Here is a 15,139-nt window from a genome sequence, read left to right as displayed (position 1 = left end):
CGTCATTATAGCGATGGATTCGCGGCTGTAAACCACTTCATCGCATCCATCGCACAATCCCCTAAGTCACCGGGCAGAAAGGAGATTTTTCCTACCAGCCGCGGTGCATGGAGTTGACGCCTGGCTCCATTTTGCCGGGGTTGAAAAACAGCTTGCTGTTGTCGCAACCGCGCTTGCGGCAGCGTCCGTCGAGGTTGTGCAGCGGCAGGCCGCGGTCGCCGCCCAGTTGCATGCCGGGCATGTTCCAGTCCAGTGGGGCTGGCTTGCTGGGCGGCACATCGTTGGCGCAGCCGGTCATGGCCAGGAGGGCGGTCAGCAGGGCGAGGGATTTCACGTGTTTCACGATGTTCGAGTCCGTTCCGGGTTCAGTCTTTGATCAAAATGCGCTGGATGGTGCCGCCGCAGGCCATGTAGCAAGAGTCATAATCAGACCCGCAACTGTAGCTGCTGCCCGTGTTGAACGGGTAGCTCGGGTAGTGGCAACTGTGACGCGCTTCTTTTTTGCTCTTGCCTTTCTGGCAGTACTCGTAGGTGCGCATCTCGGCCTGGTACAGCGCGCGTTCGCTGTTTTCCTGCAAGCGGGCCATCTGCTTGCAGTGGTTGCGCTCCATCGAGCAGCTGTTGATGCAGTTCATGCCATGCGCGCTGGGCGGTGGCGAGTATCTATAGGTGTAGCTCGGGCCGCAGCCGGTAAGGGCCAAGGCCAGGCAGGCCAGCACGAGGGCGGCCAGGCCATTGTGGAAAAGTGCCATGGGTGTTGCAGTCCTTGATCATTCGTCGCTGAACTCCAGCAGATCGCCAGGCTGGCAGTTCAGGGCGCGACACAGCTTCTCCAGGGTTTCGATCTTGAAACCCTTGATCTTGCCGTTCTTCAGCAGCGACAGGTTTGCTTCCGTGATGCCGATGATTTCCGCCAGGTCCTTGGAACGCATCTTGTTCCGGGCCATGACGACGTCGAGGCGGATGATTATCGGCATAGGAGGCGGTTAGACATAACAGTTGTGTTCATCGCTGATGGTCTTGGCGTCACGCATGAGCAGCGAGAAGGCACACAGCAGGATGCCTTTCATGATCTCGTAGACAGCCTGCGATGATACACCGATCGAGACGTTGAAGCTTCTCTCGCCGGCCGGCAGGTCGATGGCCAGTGCCAGGCCTTGCAGGGTGTAGGTCACCGGCCACAGCAACGGTGTGCCAATGCACAGCAGGCCGACCCACCACAGCATCTTGATGTTGGCCGAGGTCCAGGTCTGGCCACGGGAGAGACGGTGGAAGAACAGGCCGGTCAAGCCCAGGGCGGTGACCGAGATGAATGTGGGGATCATCTCGACTGCCAGCACCAGGCTGATCGCCAGGGTCGATGCCTGATAGCCGGGCTCCAGCAGCAAGGGCATGTGCTCGCCGTGGATTTGCAGATAGGCCGCCTGCATGTCGGGGTAGTCGAAAATGCACAGCAGTGGTGTGGCGAGCAGTTCGAGGGCGGCGGTGGTCCAGGCCATATAAGCGGCGAATACGCCGATGGCCCGTAGGCGCGAACGCGCATAGGCCACGGATCTACTGTTCATGGGGTGCCTCCGTACAGTGATGAACGGGGCGGATTATTCTTGATAAATTATCGTAAAACAATAATTAATTCTTGATCTGTGACAATGGCGACGCTTTGTCGCAGGCCCGGGCCGTGGCGCTGGACGCCTAGGGCATGAGGGTGTCGCGCGAGCGTGGGCGCGGGCCTGGCCCAGGTTGGCGCCACCTGCGGCTGCGCAAGCGCTGGCTGCCGACAAAAACGGGCGGGGAATATAATTTACGAAGCTTTCAGCAAGCTTTAAGGGAGATGCTCTGAAAGACGCAATGTACGCGCGAGAAATTATTAGTCTCTAGCTATCGTTTTGACTTAATCGATCGCCTGAGCTAATCTTGTGTTCATTATGTTGAACAGTAAAGCTTTCAAGCTCCTCTCTTCCTCCCGCCTGGTTTCCCGTGAACGTCACTGGACCGGCGACCTCTAGCGCCACCCTCCCTCTGCAGCCGTAAACATTTCTTTCTGCCGGTGCCTGTGCGCCCGGTCGCTGTCGCCCATGGGAGGGCACCATGCGTTCCTGGATCTATCTGAGCGTCGCCATCACCGCCGAGGTGATCGGCACGGCGTCGATGAAATTCGCCGCCACGCATTTCCCCATGATGGGTTATGTCGTCATGTACGGCATGATCTGTCTGTCGTATTTCTTCCTCGCCCTGGCGGTCAAACGTGTGCCGGTGGGTGTGGCCTACGCGTTGTGGGAGGGTATCGGTATCGTCCTGATCACCCTGGTCAGCGTGCTGTGGCTGGGCGAGAGCCTGGGCTGGGCCAAGGCCCTGGGGCTGGCGGTGATGATCGCCGGCATCCTGTTGGTAAAAGCCGGTACCCGCAGCAAGCCGACCGTGGCTGAAGGGGAGGCGCTGCCATGCTGATGCCATTCGCCTGGCTGGCCCTGGCCATCGTGCTGGAAGTGCTGGCCAACCTGCTGCTCAAGTATTCCGACGGTTTTCGCCGCAAAGGGCTGGGCGTGGCCTCGATCATCGCCGTGCTGGCGGCCTTTACCGCCCTGGCCCAGGCCGTGCAGGACATCGAGCTGTCGCTGGCCTATGCCATCTGGGGTGGCTTCGGCATCCTCGCCACCGTGGCCATGGGTTGGGCCCTGTTTGGCCAGCGTCTGGCCGGGCGTGGCTGGCTTGGCCTGGTGCTGTTGCTGGTGGGCATGAGCCTGCTGAAACTGGCGTGAAAACAGCCCTCGCGCAAAGGCTTATGCACAAGAGGCATTTGCCCGTTGCGCGAAAGGCATGCCGACCGGTGTAACCACCGGTCTTTGCGCAAAGGCCTGTTTTTACTGGTTTTCGCGATTCCATCGGAATAAGCAAAGCGGCGCAAATAGCCCTTGGATCCAAGATGGCGCGATTTTCATCACAAGCTTGTTCACAGACTTATCCACAGGTTTTCACGGGTTCTGCGGCGATCCGTCGCGCTCGCCCAGCAGCAGCAGGTTGCGCGGGGTCAGCGGGTAGTCGCAGAAGGTCCCGAGGCGCACTGCGTAGCCTTGCTCCTGGAGATACAGGGCACGGTCCAGCACCAGCCACATTTCCAGCGGGCGGCGGAACAGGTTGCGCACCAGCTCCAGGTTGCGCACGGCGGTCAGGCGCTGCCAGCCGGCGGCTTCCAGGGCCGTCCAGTCGGGTTCGCCGCTGATGGCCACCTGGCGCAGGCCTGCCAGGTCACGGCAGTACTGGGCGAAGGGTTTTTCCAGCCAGCTGATGGCCAGGGAGGGGGTCGACAGGTAGTCGTCCACCCCGCGCTGCTCGCGTTGCAACAGGTCGAAGCCCAGGCGACGGGCCATGGAGGCATCGCGCTGGCGGCGCACCCGGGCGCTGGAGGTGACCGCTTCGGTCAACGGTAGCCCCAGGTCGGCTTGCGACAAGTGCAGCGACGATTGCCGGGCGGCGGTGGACAGCGCCTGGTAGCTGCTGCCCTGGATGCGGTTGTAGCAGCACGGGGCGATCGCCACTTGCCGGCAGCCTTGCTGGCTGGCCAGTTGCAGCAGGCGTACATGCAAGTCGCCGCAGGCATGCAGGGCCACCGCGCTCTTGTCGTGATCCAGGTGCTGCGCGCTGTCGGCTGCCAGCACGTCCTGGCGCAGATGGCGGGCGGGCAGGTGGTGGTGGTCGCTCAGGGCCTGGCCGGCGGCGACCAGTTTGCCGTCGTACTCCAGGCAGGTCAGTTGCTGGCCGGGTTGCAGCAGGCGGCGGCCCAGGTGGCCTTTGCCCGAGCACCAGTCGAGCCAGTGGCTGCTCGGCTGGCTGAAGGCTAGGCGCCGGGTGAAGGCTTCGATCTGTTGCCACTTGCGGCCAGGGACGTTGACGTCCAGGCGGTGGCCGGCCGGGTGCAGGCCGGCGTCGGGCAGTTCGCCGACGCTGGACAACTGCAAGGCCTGGGCGGCCAGATGCGGAAAGGGGGCCGGGGCCGGCAGTTGCTCAAGGTGTTGCTGGGCGGCTTCGGCCTGCTCCAGGGTACGCTGGCGTAGCCAGGTGGCGAGCTCGGGGTGCTGGGCTTCCCAGTCCAGGCGTGGCTGGGTGAAGGGGCGCGGGCGCCACAGGTGTTGGTGCTGGGTCAGGAAGTGGTCGAGGGCTTGGAAGCGCTCGATGAGCTGCTGGCCTTGGAGATGGGGGGTGGTTTGCATGGGAGCACCGCGGCGCTATCGAGAGGGAGCGCTGCGCGCTCCATCGCGACACAAGGCCGCTCCTACAGGGCATTGCGTTCTGCCTGCAGGAGCGGCCTTGTGTCGCGATGGGGCGCGCAGCGGCCCCGGGTTCACTGTCTTACTTATCGCCCCTGGCAGGCATCCACGCGCAACCAGCGCTCCAGCAGCTTGAAGCCCTGGACCAGGCCAAACGAGATCACCAGGTAGAACACGCCCGCGGCGAAGAAGATCTCCACCGGCAGGTAGGTCCGCGCGATGATGGTCCGCGCCATGCCGGTCAGCTCCAGCAGCGTCACGGTACTGGCCAGGGCGCTGGCCTTGAGCATCAGGATCACTTCGTTGCTGTAGGCCGGCAGGCCGATGCGCGCGGCGCGCGGCAGCATGATGTAGAACAGCGTCTTGGCGCGCGACATGCCCAGTGCCCGGGCCGCCTCGATCTCACCCTTGGGGATCGCCTGCAGCGCGCCACGCAGGATCTCGGCGATGTAGGCGGCGGTGTGCAGGGTCATGGTCAGCACCGTGCACCAGAACGGGTCGCGCAGGTACGGCCACAGCGAGCTGTCGCGGACCAGGTCGAACTGTGCCAGGCCGTAGTACACCAAAAACAGCTGCACCAGCAGCGGCGTGCCGCGGAAGAAGAAGATATAGCCGTAGGGCAGGGCGCGCACGTACCAGTGCCGCGAGGAGCGGGCGATGCCCAGCGGGATGGCCAGGATCAGCCCGGCGATGACGGCGATGGCCACCAGTTCCAGGGTCAGGGTCGCGCCCTGGGCCAGGCGTGGCAGCCACTTGATGATGACTTCCCAGTTCATTTACTCAGCCCTCACGAAGCCGCGAGCGGCGCGCTTTTCCAGGAAATGCATGCCGGTCATGGCAATCACCGTCAGGCCCAGGTAGATACAGGCGGCCACGGCGTAGAAGGTGAACGGTTCCTTGGTCACGGTCACGCCGATCTGCGCGTGGCGCATGATTTCTTCCAGGCCGATCACCGACACCAGGGCGGTGTCCTTCATCAGGATCATGAACAGGTTGCCCAGGCCCGGCAGGGCCACGCGCCACATCTGCGGCAGGATGATCCGCGACAGGATGCGGCCCTTGGACAGGCCCAGGGCCAGCCCCGCTTCGCGGTGGCCCTTGGGGATGGCCAGGATCGCGCCACGGAACACTTCCGTGGCGTAGGCGCCGAAGCACAGGCCCAGGGCGATCACGCCGGCGGCGAAGGCGCTGAGCTCCAGGCCTGGCATGTTCAGGGCTTCGCCCAGGCTGTTCATCAGCCCGACGGTGCCGAAATAGATGAGCAGCACCCAGAGCAGTTCAGGTACGCCGCGCACCAGCGTGGAATAGAAGCCGCCAAGCCATTGCAGCGGCTTGACCGACGAGGTCTTGGCCAGGGCGCCGAGCAGGCCCAGGACCAGCCCCAGCAGCAAGGCGCAGAGCGCCAGTTTTACGGTCATCAGGGTGCCGGCCATCATGGCCGGGCCGAATCCGTGCAGGTCGATATTCATGGGTAAGTTTGTTCAAGGGACAGGCATCGCCAGGGCGGCGATGCCTGTCGGGGCGAATCAATAGATGCTGAACGGGAAATACTTGTCGTTGATCTTCTTGTAGGTACCGTCAGCGACGATTTCCTTCAGCGCAGCATTGAGCTTGTTGCGCAGCTCGTTGTCGCCCTTGCGTACCGCGATGCCGACCTTGTCGCTCTCGTTCACCGGCTCGCCTTTGAACTCGTAGTTCTTGCCGGCTTCGGATTTCAGCCAGTCGTAGTTGGCGTACTTGTCGGCGAGGATGGCATCGACGCGGCCGGAGGTGAGGTCGAGGTAGGCATTTTCCTGGCCGTCATACAGGTTGACCTTGAACTCGCCGTCCATGCCGCCGTTGTCGTCCAGCCAGGTCGCGGCCTGGGTGGCGCGCTGGGTGCCGATGGTCTTGCCCTTGAGCGAGGCGCGGTCGGTCTTGAAGTCGACGTTTTTCGGCGCGATGAACTGCTGCTTGTTCGAGTAGTAGGGGTCGGTGAAGTCAACGGCCTGCTTGCGCTCGTCGGTGATCGACAGCGAGGAAATGATGAAATCGGACTTCTTGGCGTTCAGTGCCGGGATGATGCCGTCCCAGTCGGAGACGGCCACTTCGCATTCGACCTTCATCTTGGCGCACAGGGCGTCGCCGATGTCCTTGTCGAAGCCGACCACCTGGCCGCTGGCATCTTTGTTGTTGAACGGCGGGTAAGCCGCCTCGATGCCCATTTTCAGCTTTTCGGCTGCCATGGCATTGGCCGAGAACACCAGGGTGGCGGCAGCGGCCAGGAGGAATTTCTTGTAGGTCTGCATTCGTGTTGCTCCGTTAGCGGTGGCTGGACATGAATTGCTTGCAACGCGCCGAGGTCGGGTTTTCGAAGACCTGTTGCGGCGATCCCTGCTCTTCGACCAGGCCCTGGTGCAGGAAGACCACTTCGCTGGACACCTGGCGGGCAAAGTTCATCTCGTGCGTCACCAGCAGCATGGTACGGCCTTCTTCGGCCAGTGCGCGGATGACGTTAAGCACTTCCTGGACCATTTCCGGATCGAGCGCCGAGGTCGGCTCGTCGAACAGGATGACCTTGGGCTTCATGGCCAGGGTACGGGCGATGGCGGCGCGCTGTTGCTGGCCACCGGAAAGCTGGGCGGGGTAGCTGTGGCGCTTGTCGAAGATGCCGACCTTGTTCAGCAGGGCCTCGGCCTGCTCGATGGCCTCGGCCTTGCTCTGGCCGAGCACGCGGCGTGGCGCCTCGATGATGTTGTCGAGGATCGACATGTGCGGCCACAGGTTGAAGTTCTGGAAGACGAAGCCGATCTCGCTGCGCAGGCGGTTGATCTGGCGGTTGTCGGCGGCGATCAGGTCGCCGTTTTTCTGCGCCTTGAGCTTGAGCGCCTCGCCGGCGACGAGGATCTCGCCCTGGTGCGGGTTCTCCAGCAGGTTGATGCAGCGCAGCAGGGTGGACTTGCCGGAGCCGGACGACCCCAGGATGGAAATCACGTCACCGTCGCGCGCGGTCAGCGAAATGCCCTTGAGAATTTCCTGCTCGCCATAGCGTTTGTGCAGGTTGCGGATTTCCAGCGCGGGCGTGGCCTGGGCCATGTGCGGTCCTCATGTATACGGGTGCGTTCCCAGCTGTTGGCGGCCTTCCTGGCGAGCGCCAAGCTAGCATAGCGGCGCAACGACGGCCAACGGGGTCGCGAGGGGCTCTGGTCGCTGGTGGGACAGTTTGTCGCATCGCTGCAGTGGACTGTCGCCAGGATGTCCGCAGGGGCGTTTGCCCAGCACCGGAGCCTTGATGAAAAAAGGCGCGATGGTGCCAGTTTTGGCCCGCTCTGGGAAGCCGTTTTTGGCCGGGTGGTACTGCTTTGCCCGTTATCCTTGGGCGGGGTTGCGCCGTTGGGTTGCTCTTTTTCTGCTCACCGTTTGGGCAAAGGTGTTACCGGGGAGCACCTTTGGTGCGTTTGTAAGTGAGTATTTCAGTAATCTGCACTTGGCACGCTGTTTTGATGGCCTTTCGGCCAGGCCTTGGCACTATGCCCTGCAAGCCGCGCCGTTATTGGCCGCTGAAGCATTTCAGACGAAAGCGATTGTCGCCTGGCCCGGTTATTGCCGTCTCAAAACCCTGAATGCAGCGCTGCCATTCTCACCCCGGGCGTGCTGGCAGTCATTCGTGTAGTCCACCTCCTTACAAAGGTAGTTTTATGAGCGGTAACAATTCCAATGACCTCGCTCAGGGGCTCAAGCAACGGCATGTGACCATGCTGTCCATTGCCGGTGTGATCGGTGCCGGTCTGTTCGTCGGCTCCGGCCACGCCATCGCTGCCGCCGGCCCTGCCGTGCTGCTGGCCTACGCCGCCGCCGGTACCCTGGTGGTGCTGGTCATGCGCATGCTCGGTGAAATGGCCGTCGCCTCGCCGGACACCGGCTCGTTCTCCACCTACGCCGACCGCGCCATCGGGCGCTGGGCCGGTTTCACCATCGGCTGGCTGTACTGGTGGTTCTGGGTCCTGGTGATCCCGCTCGAAGCCAACGCCGCCGCGGCCATTCTGCATGCCTGGTTCCCGTCGGTGGACCTGTGGGCCTTCTCCCTGGTCATTACCTTGGCGCTGACCATCACCAATCTGTTCAGCGTGAAGAACTACGGTGAGTTCGAGTTCTGGTTCGCCCTGCTCAAGGTGCTGGCGATCATCGGCTTCATCGTCGTCGGTTGCGCGGCCATGTTCGGCATGGTGCCGAGCAGCCAGGTCAGCGGCATCAGCCACCTGTTCGACACCCAGGGCTTCATGCCCAACGGTTTGGGCGCCGTGCTGGCCGCCATGCTGACCACCATGTTCTCGTTCATGGGCACCGAGATCGTCACCATCGCCGCCGCCGAATCGAAGGACCCGGGCAAGCAGATCAGCCGTGCCACCAACTCGGTGATCTGGCGTATCTGCCTGTTCTACCTGGTGTCGATCTTCCTGGTGGTGGCCATGGTGCCGTGGAACGACCCGACCCTGGCGGAAAAAGGCTCCTACCAGACTGTGCTCAGCCTGATCGGCGTGCCGAATGCCAAGCTGATCGTCGACATCGTCGTGCTGATCGCCGTGACCAGCTGCCTGAACTCGGCGCTGTACACTTCCTCGCGCATGCTGTTCTCCCTGAGCAAGCGTGGCGACGCCCCGGCCATTGCCCAGCGCACCACCAAGGCGGGCACCCCGCACTGGGCGGTGTTGTTGTCCACCGCCGCGGCCTTCCTGTGCGTGTTCGCCAACTTCCTGGCCCCGGCCGAGGTGTTCGAGTTCCTGCTGGCCAGCTCTGGCGCCATTGCCCTGCTGGTGTACCTGGTGATCGCCGTGTCGCAACTGCGCATGCGCGCCCAGCGTGAAGCCAAGGGCGAGAAGATCTCGTTCAAGATGTGGATGTTCCCAGGCCTGACCTGGGCGACCATCGCCTTCATCGTCGCCGTGCTGGTGGTGATGGCCCTGCGTGAGGATCACCGTGCCGAGATCATCGCCACGGCCATTCTCAGCATCGGCGTGGTCGCTGCCGGCCTGCTGGTGCATCGCAAGCGTGGCGTTGCCGCGCGAGTGGCGCTGGATAGCTGAACTGCTGGTTGAATGAAAAGGCCGCGCCCTGTGAGGGGCGCGGCCTTTTTGTTTGCCTGGGCGAACAGGGCCCGGAAGGTCAGCCGAACTGCTTCTGCTGTTGCTGCTGCTTGGCCACGACTTCCGAGGCGGTAACGTAGGCGTCCTGGAACTCGTCGCTCTCCAGCCAGGCCATGGTCGCGTCCTCGTCGGTACCGTCGAGCCATTTGCGGTAGGCGGTGAACACCATGACGATGTAGTCGGTGGCGTGTTCTTCCTTGTGACCCTTGAGCACCAAGGCCAGCAGCGGGTCGACCAGGAACACCGAAATCATCGGCACCAGGCCATTTTCCTGGGCCTCCTTCATCTTGTCGAACAGGCTGTTGTAGCTGCCCGACTCCATGGCCTTGTTGAACACCTGCTCGACGCTGGCGCTGTCACCGGCGCTGCTCTTGACCGCCTGGCCGCTGCGCACCATGCGGTTCTGCTTGGCCTTGGTGGCGGCGCGCTTGGCGCGTTTCTGTTGTTTGCTGTTGGTGGCCATGGGCGGCAGGTCCTTGGGGTGGCGGTAAAGGCGCGTATTGAAGCGTAGTTGCCCGGGAAACCCAAGGGGGTATTCGAGATCGCCGGGGGCGCCTTGCGCCCATTTCGCGACACAAGGCCGCTCCTACAGGCGATCGCGTAACCTCTGTAGGAGCGGCCTTGTGTCGCGAAAGGGCTGCGCAGCAGCCCCAGGGGCTTAACTGACCAGCACCGCCGGCTCATCCTCCTCGAACCCCCGCGAGGCCCGGCCAACCAGCAACGCATCCGGCGCATGCGCCACGCTGTGGTCCTTGCCCGGATAGTCCAGCGAATGCAGGAAGTAACGGATGCAGTTGATCCGCGCGCGCTTCTTGTCGTCCGACTTGATCACCGTCCACGGCGCATCGGCGGTGTCGGTGTGGAAGAACATGGCTTCCTTGGCGGCGGTGTAGTCCTCCCACTTGTCCAGCGACTTGATGTCGATGGGCGAGAGCTTCCAGTGCTTGAGCGGGTCGTCGCGCCGCGAGATGAAGCGGCGCAGCTGCTCCTCGCGGTTCACCGAGAACCAGAACTTGAACAGCAGGATGCCGCTGTTGCACAGCATGCGCTCGAGGTCCGGCGCCTGGCGCATGAACTCCAGGTATTGCAGCGGCGAGCAGAAGTCCATCACCTTCTCGACCCCGGCGCGGTTGTACCAGGAGCGGTCGAAGAACACCATTTCACCGGCGGTGGGCAGGTGCTGGATGTAGCGCTGGAAGTACCACTGGCCCTTTTCCTGCTCGGAAGGTTTCTCCAGCGCGACGATCCGCGCGCCGCGCGGGTTCAGGTGTTCCATGAAGCGCTTGATGGTGCCGCCCTTGCCCGCGGCATCGCGGCCCTCGAACAGCACCACGATGCGCTGGCCGGTCTCCTTCACCCAGTTCTGCACCTTGAGCAGCTCGATCTGCAGCTCGTGCTTGGCCTTCTCGTAGTCCTGGCGGCGCATGCGCGTGCGGTACGGGTAGCTGGCCGGCAGGCGCGCCGAGGTGCTGTCCTCGCTGCTGCCCTTGCGCGCGTTGGCCACTTCCAGGGCGGCGGGCTGCTGGCTGACCTGGGTGATGGTCTCTGGCGCGGCGGCGCTGCTAGCAGGTTTGCGCTGGCGCGGGCGGCGGGTTCGCGGCGCAGGCTTGGGGGCGTTGCCGGTCTCGACAGGCGAGGGCAGGAGGAGGGTGGCGGATTCTTCGCTCATGGAGGTCCTTGCGGGGTCGTTCGAATGTCCACCTGTCATCCTAGGAGCACAGGGCGGGTGGCTTTTTGATGTCGATCAACCGGGCGTGAAGGAACGTGAGACAAGAAATCGCAGGCAACAAAAAACCCGCACTAGGCGGGTTTCTTGTGTCGCTTCGGGTAACTTTGCAACCACCAGAAGCTGAAGGTGGTGCCCAGAGACGGAGTCGAACCGCCGACACGAGGATTTTCAATCCTCTGCTCTACCGACTGAGCTATCTGGGCGACGAGGTGCATTAAATAGATTTCCGAACGGGTCGTCAACGACTTTTTCGAAAAAATTTAAATTAATTCCGTCGCTTACGGCTTTCGGCCTCAATTCGAAGGCGGAACGTAGCCTTCGGCCTGGGCGTAGTCCTCGCCGGCGAAGAACTTGTCCATCTCGGCCTGGATGAACTTGCGGTCCTCGGCATTCATCATGTTCAGGCGCTTCTCGTTGATCAGCATGGTCTGGTGGTCCTGCCACTCCTTCCAGGCCTTCTGCGAGATGTGCTCGAAGATGTCCTGGCCCTTGGCGCCTGGGTAGGGTGGGCGGTCCAGGCCTGGGAGTTCTTCGTTGTACTTGCGGCACTTCACGGTGCGGGTCATGGCTTCTCTCCTGCAATCAGTTCGTCGGCCGCGCGTTGCAGCAGCTTCTTGACCGGGGCGGCGAGGCCCAGGCGCGGCGGGGTGGCGAGGTTATACCAGAGCCAGTCGGGCTCGGCCACGTGCGTGCCGACGGGCTCGACACGCACCAGCCACGGCTCGATGGCCAGCTGGAAATGGCTGAAGGTGTGGGTCAGGCCCTCGAGTGGCTGGCGGCCGGCCAGGCGCAGGCCGTGCTGGTAGGCGAGGTCGTCGAGCTGTTCCAGGTTATCCAGCTCCGGCAGGCTCCACAGCCCGCCCCACAGGCCGGTGGAGGGCCGGCGGTAGAGCAGGATCGCGCCTTCGTGGTTGCTCAGCAGCGGCATCAGGGCCTTGCGCTGGGGCAGGGCCTTGCGCGGCTTGGGCTCGGGGTAGCGGGTTTCCTCGCCGTGCAGGTGGGCTTCGCAGCCGCGCTGCAACGGGCAGATCAGGCAACTGGGCTTGCTGCGGGTGCACAGCGTGGCGCCCATGTCCATCATTGCCTGGGTGAAGTGGTTGACCCGGGTCATCGGCGTGAAGCGCTCGGCGGTTGCCCACAACTGGTTGGCCACCTTCGGCTCACCGGGGTAGCCGGCCTGGGCGGTGAAACGGGCCAGCACGCGCTTGACGTTGCCGTCGAGGATCGGCGCGCGAATGCCCATGCTGATGCTGGCGATGGCCCCGGCGGTGGAGCGGCCGATGCCGGGCAGCTCGGTGAGCTGCTCGACGCTGCGCGGGAACTCGCCGCCATGCTGCTCGACGACGATCTTCGCGGCCTTCTGCAGGTTGCGCGCGCGGGTGTAGTAGCCCAGGCCCGTCCACAGGTGCAGCACCTCGTCCTCGGGCGCCTCGGCCAGTGCCTGCACGGTGGGCAGGGCCTGCATGAAGCGGTCGAAGTAGTTGAGCACGGTGCTGACTTGCGTCTGCTGCAGCATGATTTCGGAGACCCACACCCGATACGGGGTGATGCCCTGTTGCCAGGGCAGGTCATGCCGGCCGTGCTGGTCGTACCAGTCCAGCACGGCGCTGGAGAACTGCTGTGGGCTCATCGTTTGAACAGCCCCTTGAGCGCGTCCTTGAGTTCCGGGCTGACCTTGTCGCCGAGTTTTTCTTCAAGCTTCTGGTCGAGCTTGTCTTTCAGGCGGTTGCCAGCCAGCTTGGCGGCCACCTTGCCCAGGCCGTCCTGGTCCAGGCGGCAGGCCTTGGCACCGAGCTCCAGCGGGCCGCGGCAGCGCAGCGGCACTTCGACGCCGACATAGCGTTCGTTGACCTGGCAGGCCGGGTCGGGCATGGCGCGCTGGTCGCCTTCGACGACCACGCCGACGTTGTAGTCCATGCCCAGCACGCGCAGGTCGAGGTCGCCGTGGCCGTTGACGGTCAGGCCTGGGATGCGCGCCTTGAGGTCCGGGTTGCTGGCCACGCCGTTGCGGATCACCAGGCTGCCGCGCAGTTCCTGGAACGGCGTGTCCTTGCCGCGCGGCTCACCGCTCAGTTGCTTGCGGTTGAGGGTGGCGATGGCCTGGCACAGTTGCTGCTCCAGGTTGGCGTTGACCAGCACGCCATCGTTGATGGTGAAGCTGGCGTTGCCGTTGAGGGTGTCGACCAGGGCCTTCTGGCTGTTGCCGGTGGCGGTGAGGTCGCTGTTCAAGGTCAGCAGGCCCTTGACCGGCGGGGCCTGGTCCGGGCCTTCGCGCTTGATGAAATGCTCCACCGGCACGCGGTTGATCTTGGTGTTGATGCCGATCTGCGGCACGGCCGGGCGCACATCGACGTTGCCCTTGGCCTCGAAGGTGCCGTTGTACAGGCCGCCGCGCAGGGTCTGCAGGGTCAGCAGGCCGCCCTGGCCGCTGGCGCTGAGCTGGGCATCGCTGATCGGCAGCTTGTCCAGGGTAAGGGCGCCGAACGACAGCTCGGCTTGCAGGTCGAGGACGCGCAGGCGGTCGACTGGCAGCAGCTTGTCGGTGCTCCAGGCAATCTGGGTCGGGGCGTTGGGCAGCGGCGTGGAGCCGGCGCCGGCCACCGCCGTGGCCTCCTGTTGCTTGACCTCGGCCTGGCGCGCGGCGCTGGCGCCCTTGGCCTGTTCGCTCTTGGCCGGCAGGTAGCGGTCGGCGTCGAAGGTATCGCCCTTCAGGCGCAGGCGCAGGGCCTGCTTGGCGAAGTCTTCCACGGCCACGCGGCCGCTGAAGGTGCTGTCGTCCAGTTTCACCGCCAGGTCTTCCAGGGCCAGGCTGTTCGGCGTGCCTTCCAGGCGGGTGACCAGCTCAAGCTTCTTGAACGCGGCAGGGTCGGCGGTGGCCGGCAGCGGGTGGCCGATGCCATCGAGGAAGGTGCGCAGGTCGAACTGGGCGATGGACAGGCCACCGCTGACCTGCGGCGCCTTGTCCAGGTCGCGCAGGTTCAGCTCGCCAAGGGCGCGCAGCTGGTTGGCCGAGACCTTCAGGCCGCTCCACGAGGCGACGTTGGCGGCCAGGTCGACCAGCACCTGGCCTTGCGCCGCAAAGGTCATGGTCTTGCCGGCCAGCGGCTCGCCCGAAGTCTCGCCGGACAGGCGCATGTCCTCGAGGTTGTAGCGCTTGAGCTTGCGATCGAAGCGCAGCTCGCCGGTCAGCTCGGTGCGTGCCTTGAGGTTCGGCTGGCTGGCGCTGAGGAAGGCGCTGGCCTTGAGCGGGATGTTGGCGCCTTCGTGCACCGGCCCGGTGCTCAGCTGGATGCTTTCGGCGCTGTAGCTCTGGCCGGCCTTCTCGTCGGTGTACTGCACCCGGGCGTTGTTCACGGTCAGGCTGTCGATGTCGAGCTTGACCGCGCGCTCGCTGGCAGCAGGCTTGGCCGCTGCGCTGGCTGGCGCTTCACCTGGCGTGGCGGCTGGCGCGCTGGCCACGGCCGGGTCGGGCAGCGGCTTGCCGATGTCCTCCCAGTTGCCATGGCCGTTGGCGTCGCGGGTGAGGGTCAGGTTCAGGCCCTCGACGCGCACGTCGCTCATCTGCACTTCGCGGCGCAGCAGGGGCAGCACGCGCACGGAAAGGCCGAGCATCTGCAGGTCGGCGAATGGCACCTTGGGGTTGTTCAACGTGGCGATGCTCGCCTCGTGCAGCTCCAGGCCCAGCCAGGGGAACAGGCTCCAGCCGATGTCGCCGTTGAGGGTCAGCTCGACGTGGGCCTTGTCACGGGCCAACTGGCGGATTTCGTCTTTGTAGTCGTTGGGATCGAAGAGGTGGCTCAGGGCGAAGCCCAGCGCCACGATGATCAGCAACAACCCGAGAAGCCCCAGCCCCAGGATTTTGCCGAACGCTTTCATGGGCGAGTCCTTGTAGTCCGAAAGTGAAATTCAGCGGCGAGTATAGCGCCGTGGCGCCTGGCTCTGCGCATTCGACGTTTCGACCGTGCGTGGGTGGACCGGTTCGCCGGCAAGCCGGCTCCTGCCGAAGCCCGTAGGCGCCGGCT

The 15,139-nt window shown here is 64.0% G+C and carries 18 protein-coding genes and 1 tRNA gene; 4 read left to right on the top strand and 15 right to left on the bottom strand.

Annotation, left to right across the window (positions count from 1 at the left end; genetic code table 11):
* Positions 1-91 precede the first annotated feature (91 nt).
* From NJG22_RS06040 to NJG22_RS06025, 4 genes are all read right to left on the bottom strand, one after another.
* The gene (locus NJG22_RS06040) at positions 92-298 is read right to left on the bottom strand and encodes a hypothetical protein (RefSeq protein ID WP_253093268.1); all 207 of its coding nucleotides are present in this window, start codon (positions 296-298) and stop codon (positions 92-94) included.
* Between the two features lie 67 nt (positions 299-365).
* Positions 366-752 (bottom strand): hypothetical protein, encoded by a 387-nt coding sequence (locus tag NJG22_RS06035; protein WP_253093215.1) that lies wholly within the window; start codon positions 750-752, stop codon positions 366-368.
* Positions 753-770: 18 nt separating this feature from the next.
* Positions 771-977: a helix-turn-helix transcriptional regulator gene (locus NJG22_RS06030; RefSeq protein ID WP_023629980.1), complete on the bottom strand. Its 207-nt coding sequence runs from the start codon at positions 975-977 to the stop codon at positions 771-773.
* 9 nt (positions 978-986) lie between these two features.
* On the bottom strand, positions 987-1,565 hold the full coding sequence (locus NJG22_RS06025; protein ID WP_134689928.1) for a hypothetical protein: 579 nt from the start codon (positions 1,563-1,565) through the stop codon (positions 987-989).
* Positions 1,566-2,088: 523 nt separating this feature from the next.
* Between NJG22_RS06025 and NJG22_RS06020 the strand changes: the two genes are divergently transcribed.
* Positions 2,089-2,448, top strand: coding sequence for an SMR family transporter (locus tag NJG22_RS06020; RefSeq protein WP_253093214.1), 360 nt, complete (start codon positions 2,089-2,091; stop codon positions 2,446-2,448).
* Positions 2,442-2,759 (top strand): multidrug/spermidine efflux SMR transporter subunit MdtI, encoded by a 318-nt coding sequence (gene mdtI, locus NJG22_RS06015; RefSeq protein ID WP_134689926.1) that lies wholly within the window; start codon positions 2,442-2,444, stop codon positions 2,757-2,759. The genes NJG22_RS06020 and mdtI overlap by 7 nt, the downstream gene beginning before the upstream one ends.
* Before the next feature lie 213 nt (positions 2,760-2,972).
* Here mdtI and NJG22_RS06010 read toward each other — a convergent pair whose 3' ends face one another.
* The 5 genes from NJG22_RS06010 to NJG22_RS05990 all read right to left on the bottom strand — a co-directional run bounded on the left by NJG22_RS06010 (position 2,973) and on the right by NJG22_RS05990 (position 7,340).
* Complete coding sequence (locus NJG22_RS06010) at positions 2,973-4,208, bottom strand: methyltransferase (RefSeq protein WP_253093213.1); 1,236 nt, start codon at positions 4,206-4,208, stop codon at positions 2,973-2,975.
* A 143-nt stretch (positions 4,209-4,351) separates the two neighbouring features.
* Positions 4,352-5,041 (bottom strand): ABC transporter permease, encoded by a 690-nt coding sequence (locus tag NJG22_RS06005; protein ID WP_134689924.1) that lies wholly within the window; start codon positions 5,039-5,041, stop codon positions 4,352-4,354.
* Entirely contained in the window at positions 5,042-5,734 is a 693-nt protein-coding gene (locus NJG22_RS06000) for an ABC transporter permease (RefSeq protein ID WP_134689923.1), read from the bottom strand.
* A 57-nt stretch (positions 5,735-5,791) separates the two neighbouring features.
* The gene (locus NJG22_RS05995; protein WP_217851029.1) at positions 5,792-6,553 is read right to left on the bottom strand and encodes an ABC transporter substrate-binding protein; all 762 of its coding nucleotides are present in this window, start codon (positions 6,551-6,553) and stop codon (positions 5,792-5,794) included.
* Between the two features lie 13 nt (positions 6,554-6,566).
* Positions 6,567-7,340, bottom strand: coding sequence for an ABC transporter ATP-binding protein (locus tag NJG22_RS05990; RefSeq protein WP_217851027.1), 774 nt, complete (start codon positions 7,338-7,340; stop codon positions 6,567-6,569).
* A gap of 196 nt (positions 7,341-7,536) precedes the next feature.
* Between NJG22_RS05990 and NJG22_RS05985 the strand changes: the two genes are divergently transcribed.
* Both NJG22_RS05985 and gabP read left to right on the top strand, forming a co-directional pair.
* Positions 7,537-7,917 carry a hypothetical protein gene (locus tag NJG22_RS05985; protein WP_253093212.1) on the top strand — a complete coding sequence of 127 codons (381 nt, stop codon included), beginning with the start codon at positions 7,537-7,539 and terminating at the stop codon, positions 7,915-7,917.
* 25 nt (positions 7,918-7,942) lie between these two features.
* A complete protein-coding gene (gabP, locus tag NJG22_RS05980; protein ID WP_217851022.1) occupies positions 7,943-9,328 on the top strand; it encodes a GABA permease in 1,386 nt (461 codons plus the stop codon).
* A gap of 79 nt (positions 9,329-9,407) precedes the next feature.
* Here gabP and NJG22_RS05975 read toward each other — a convergent pair whose 3' ends face one another.
* The 6 genes from NJG22_RS05975 to NJG22_RS05950 form a co-directional block, all read right to left on the bottom strand.
* Positions 9,408-9,851, bottom strand: a complete 444-nt coding sequence (locus NJG22_RS05975) for a hypothetical protein (protein WP_217851020.1) — start codon at positions 9,849-9,851, stop codon at positions 9,408-9,410.
* Positions 9,852-10,046: 195 nt separating this feature from the next.
* Positions 10,047-11,057 carry a polyphosphate kinase 2 gene (gene ppk2 / locus NJG22_RS05970; protein WP_253093211.1) on the bottom strand — a complete coding sequence of 337 codons (1,011 nt, stop codon included), beginning with the start codon at positions 11,055-11,057 and terminating at the stop codon, positions 10,047-10,049.
* Positions 11,058-11,244: 187 nt separating this feature from the next.
* Positions 11,245-11,320: transfer RNA gene (locus NJG22_RS05965), tRNA-Phe, on the bottom strand.
* A 90-nt stretch (positions 11,321-11,410) separates the two neighbouring features.
* A complete protein-coding gene (locus tag NJG22_RS05960; protein WP_011536185.1) occupies positions 11,411-11,683 on the bottom strand; it encodes an oxidative damage protection protein in 273 nt (90 codons plus the stop codon).
* Complete coding sequence (gene mutY, locus NJG22_RS05955; protein ID WP_253093210.1) at positions 11,680-12,747, bottom strand: A/G-specific adenine glycosylase; 1,068 nt, start codon at positions 12,745-12,747, stop codon at positions 11,680-11,682. The genes NJG22_RS05960 and mutY overlap by 4 nt, the downstream gene beginning before the upstream one ends.
* On the bottom strand, positions 12,744-14,993 hold the full coding sequence (locus NJG22_RS05950; RefSeq protein ID WP_253093209.1) for an AsmA family protein: 2,250 nt from the start codon (positions 14,991-14,993) through the stop codon (positions 12,744-12,746). Before NJG22_RS05950 ends, mutY begins: the two co-directional genes overlap by 4 nt.
* Positions 14,994-15,139 lie beyond the last annotated feature (146 nt).

This window comes from Pseudomonas sp. VA159-2 (genome assembly GCF_024126635.1).
GTDB lineage: Bacteria > Pseudomonadota > Gammaproteobacteria > Pseudomonadales > Pseudomonadaceae > Aquipseudomonas > Aquipseudomonas muyukensis.
This window is presented reverse-complemented; position numbering and strand designations above follow the sequence as displayed.

Coding starts and splice junctions, on each gene's coding strand:
- NJG22_RS05950 (WP_253093209.1), bottom strand. CDS start 14,993: ATGAAAGCGTTCGGCAAAATCCTGGGGCTGGGGCTTCTCGGGTTGTTG.
- NJG22_RS06010 (WP_253093213.1), bottom strand. CDS start 4,208: ATGCAAACCACCCCCCATCTCCAAGGCCAGCAGCTCATCGAGCGCTTC.
- NJG22_RS06005 (WP_134689924.1), bottom strand. CDS start 5,041: ATGAACTGGGAAGTCATCATCAAGTGGCTGCCACGCCTGGCCCAGGGC.
- NJG22_RS06035 (WP_253093215.1), bottom strand. CDS start 752: ATGGCACTTTTCCACAATGGCCTGGCCGCCCTCGTGCTGGCCTGCCTG.
- NJG22_RS05995 (WP_217851029.1), bottom strand. CDS start 6,553: ATGCAGACCTACAAGAAATTCCTCCTGGCCGCTGCCGCCACCCTGGTG.
- ppk2 (WP_253093211.1), bottom strand. CDS start 11,057: ATGAGCGAAGAATCCGCCACCCTCCTCCTGCCCTCGCCTGTCGAGACC.
- NJG22_RS05990 (WP_217851027.1), bottom strand. CDS start 7,340: ATGGCCCAGGCCACGCCCGCGCTGGAAATCCGCAACCTGCACAAACGC.
- NJG22_RS05975 (WP_217851020.1), bottom strand. CDS start 9,851: ATGGCCACCAACAGCAAACAACAGAAACGCGCCAAGCGCGCCGCCACC.
- mdtI (WP_134689926.1), top strand. CDS start 2,442: ATGCTGATGCCATTCGCCTGGCTGGCCCTGGCCATCGTGCTGGAAGTG.
- NJG22_RS05985 (WP_253093212.1), top strand. CDS start 7,537: ATGAAAAAAGGCGCGATGGTGCCAGTTTTGGCCCGCTCTGGGAAGCCG.
- NJG22_RS05960 (WP_011536185.1), bottom strand. CDS start 11,683: ATGACCCGCACCGTGAAGTGCCGCAAGTACAACGAAGAACTCCCAGGC.
- NJG22_RS06040 (WP_253093268.1), bottom strand. CDS start 298: ATGACCGGCTGCGCCAACGATGTGCCGCCCAGCAAGCCAGCCCCACTG.
- NJG22_RS06020 (WP_253093214.1), top strand. CDS start 2,089: ATGCGTTCCTGGATCTATCTGAGCGTCGCCATCACCGCCGAGGTGATC.
- mutY (WP_253093210.1), bottom strand. CDS start 12,747: ATGAGCCCACAGCAGTTCTCCAGCGCCGTGCTGGACTGGTACGACCAG.
- NJG22_RS06030 (WP_023629980.1), bottom strand. CDS start 977: ATGCCGATAATCATCCGCCTCGACGTCGTCATGGCCCGGAACAAGATG.
- NJG22_RS06000 (WP_134689923.1), bottom strand. CDS start 5,734: ATGAATATCGACCTGCACGGATTCGGCCCGGCCATGATGGCCGGCACC.
- NJG22_RS06025 (WP_134689928.1), bottom strand. CDS start 1,565: ATGAACAGTAGATCCGTGGCCTATGCGCGTTCGCGCCTACGGGCCATC.
- gabP (WP_217851022.1), top strand. CDS start 7,943: ATGAGCGGTAACAATTCCAATGACCTCGCTCAGGGGCTCAAGCAACGG.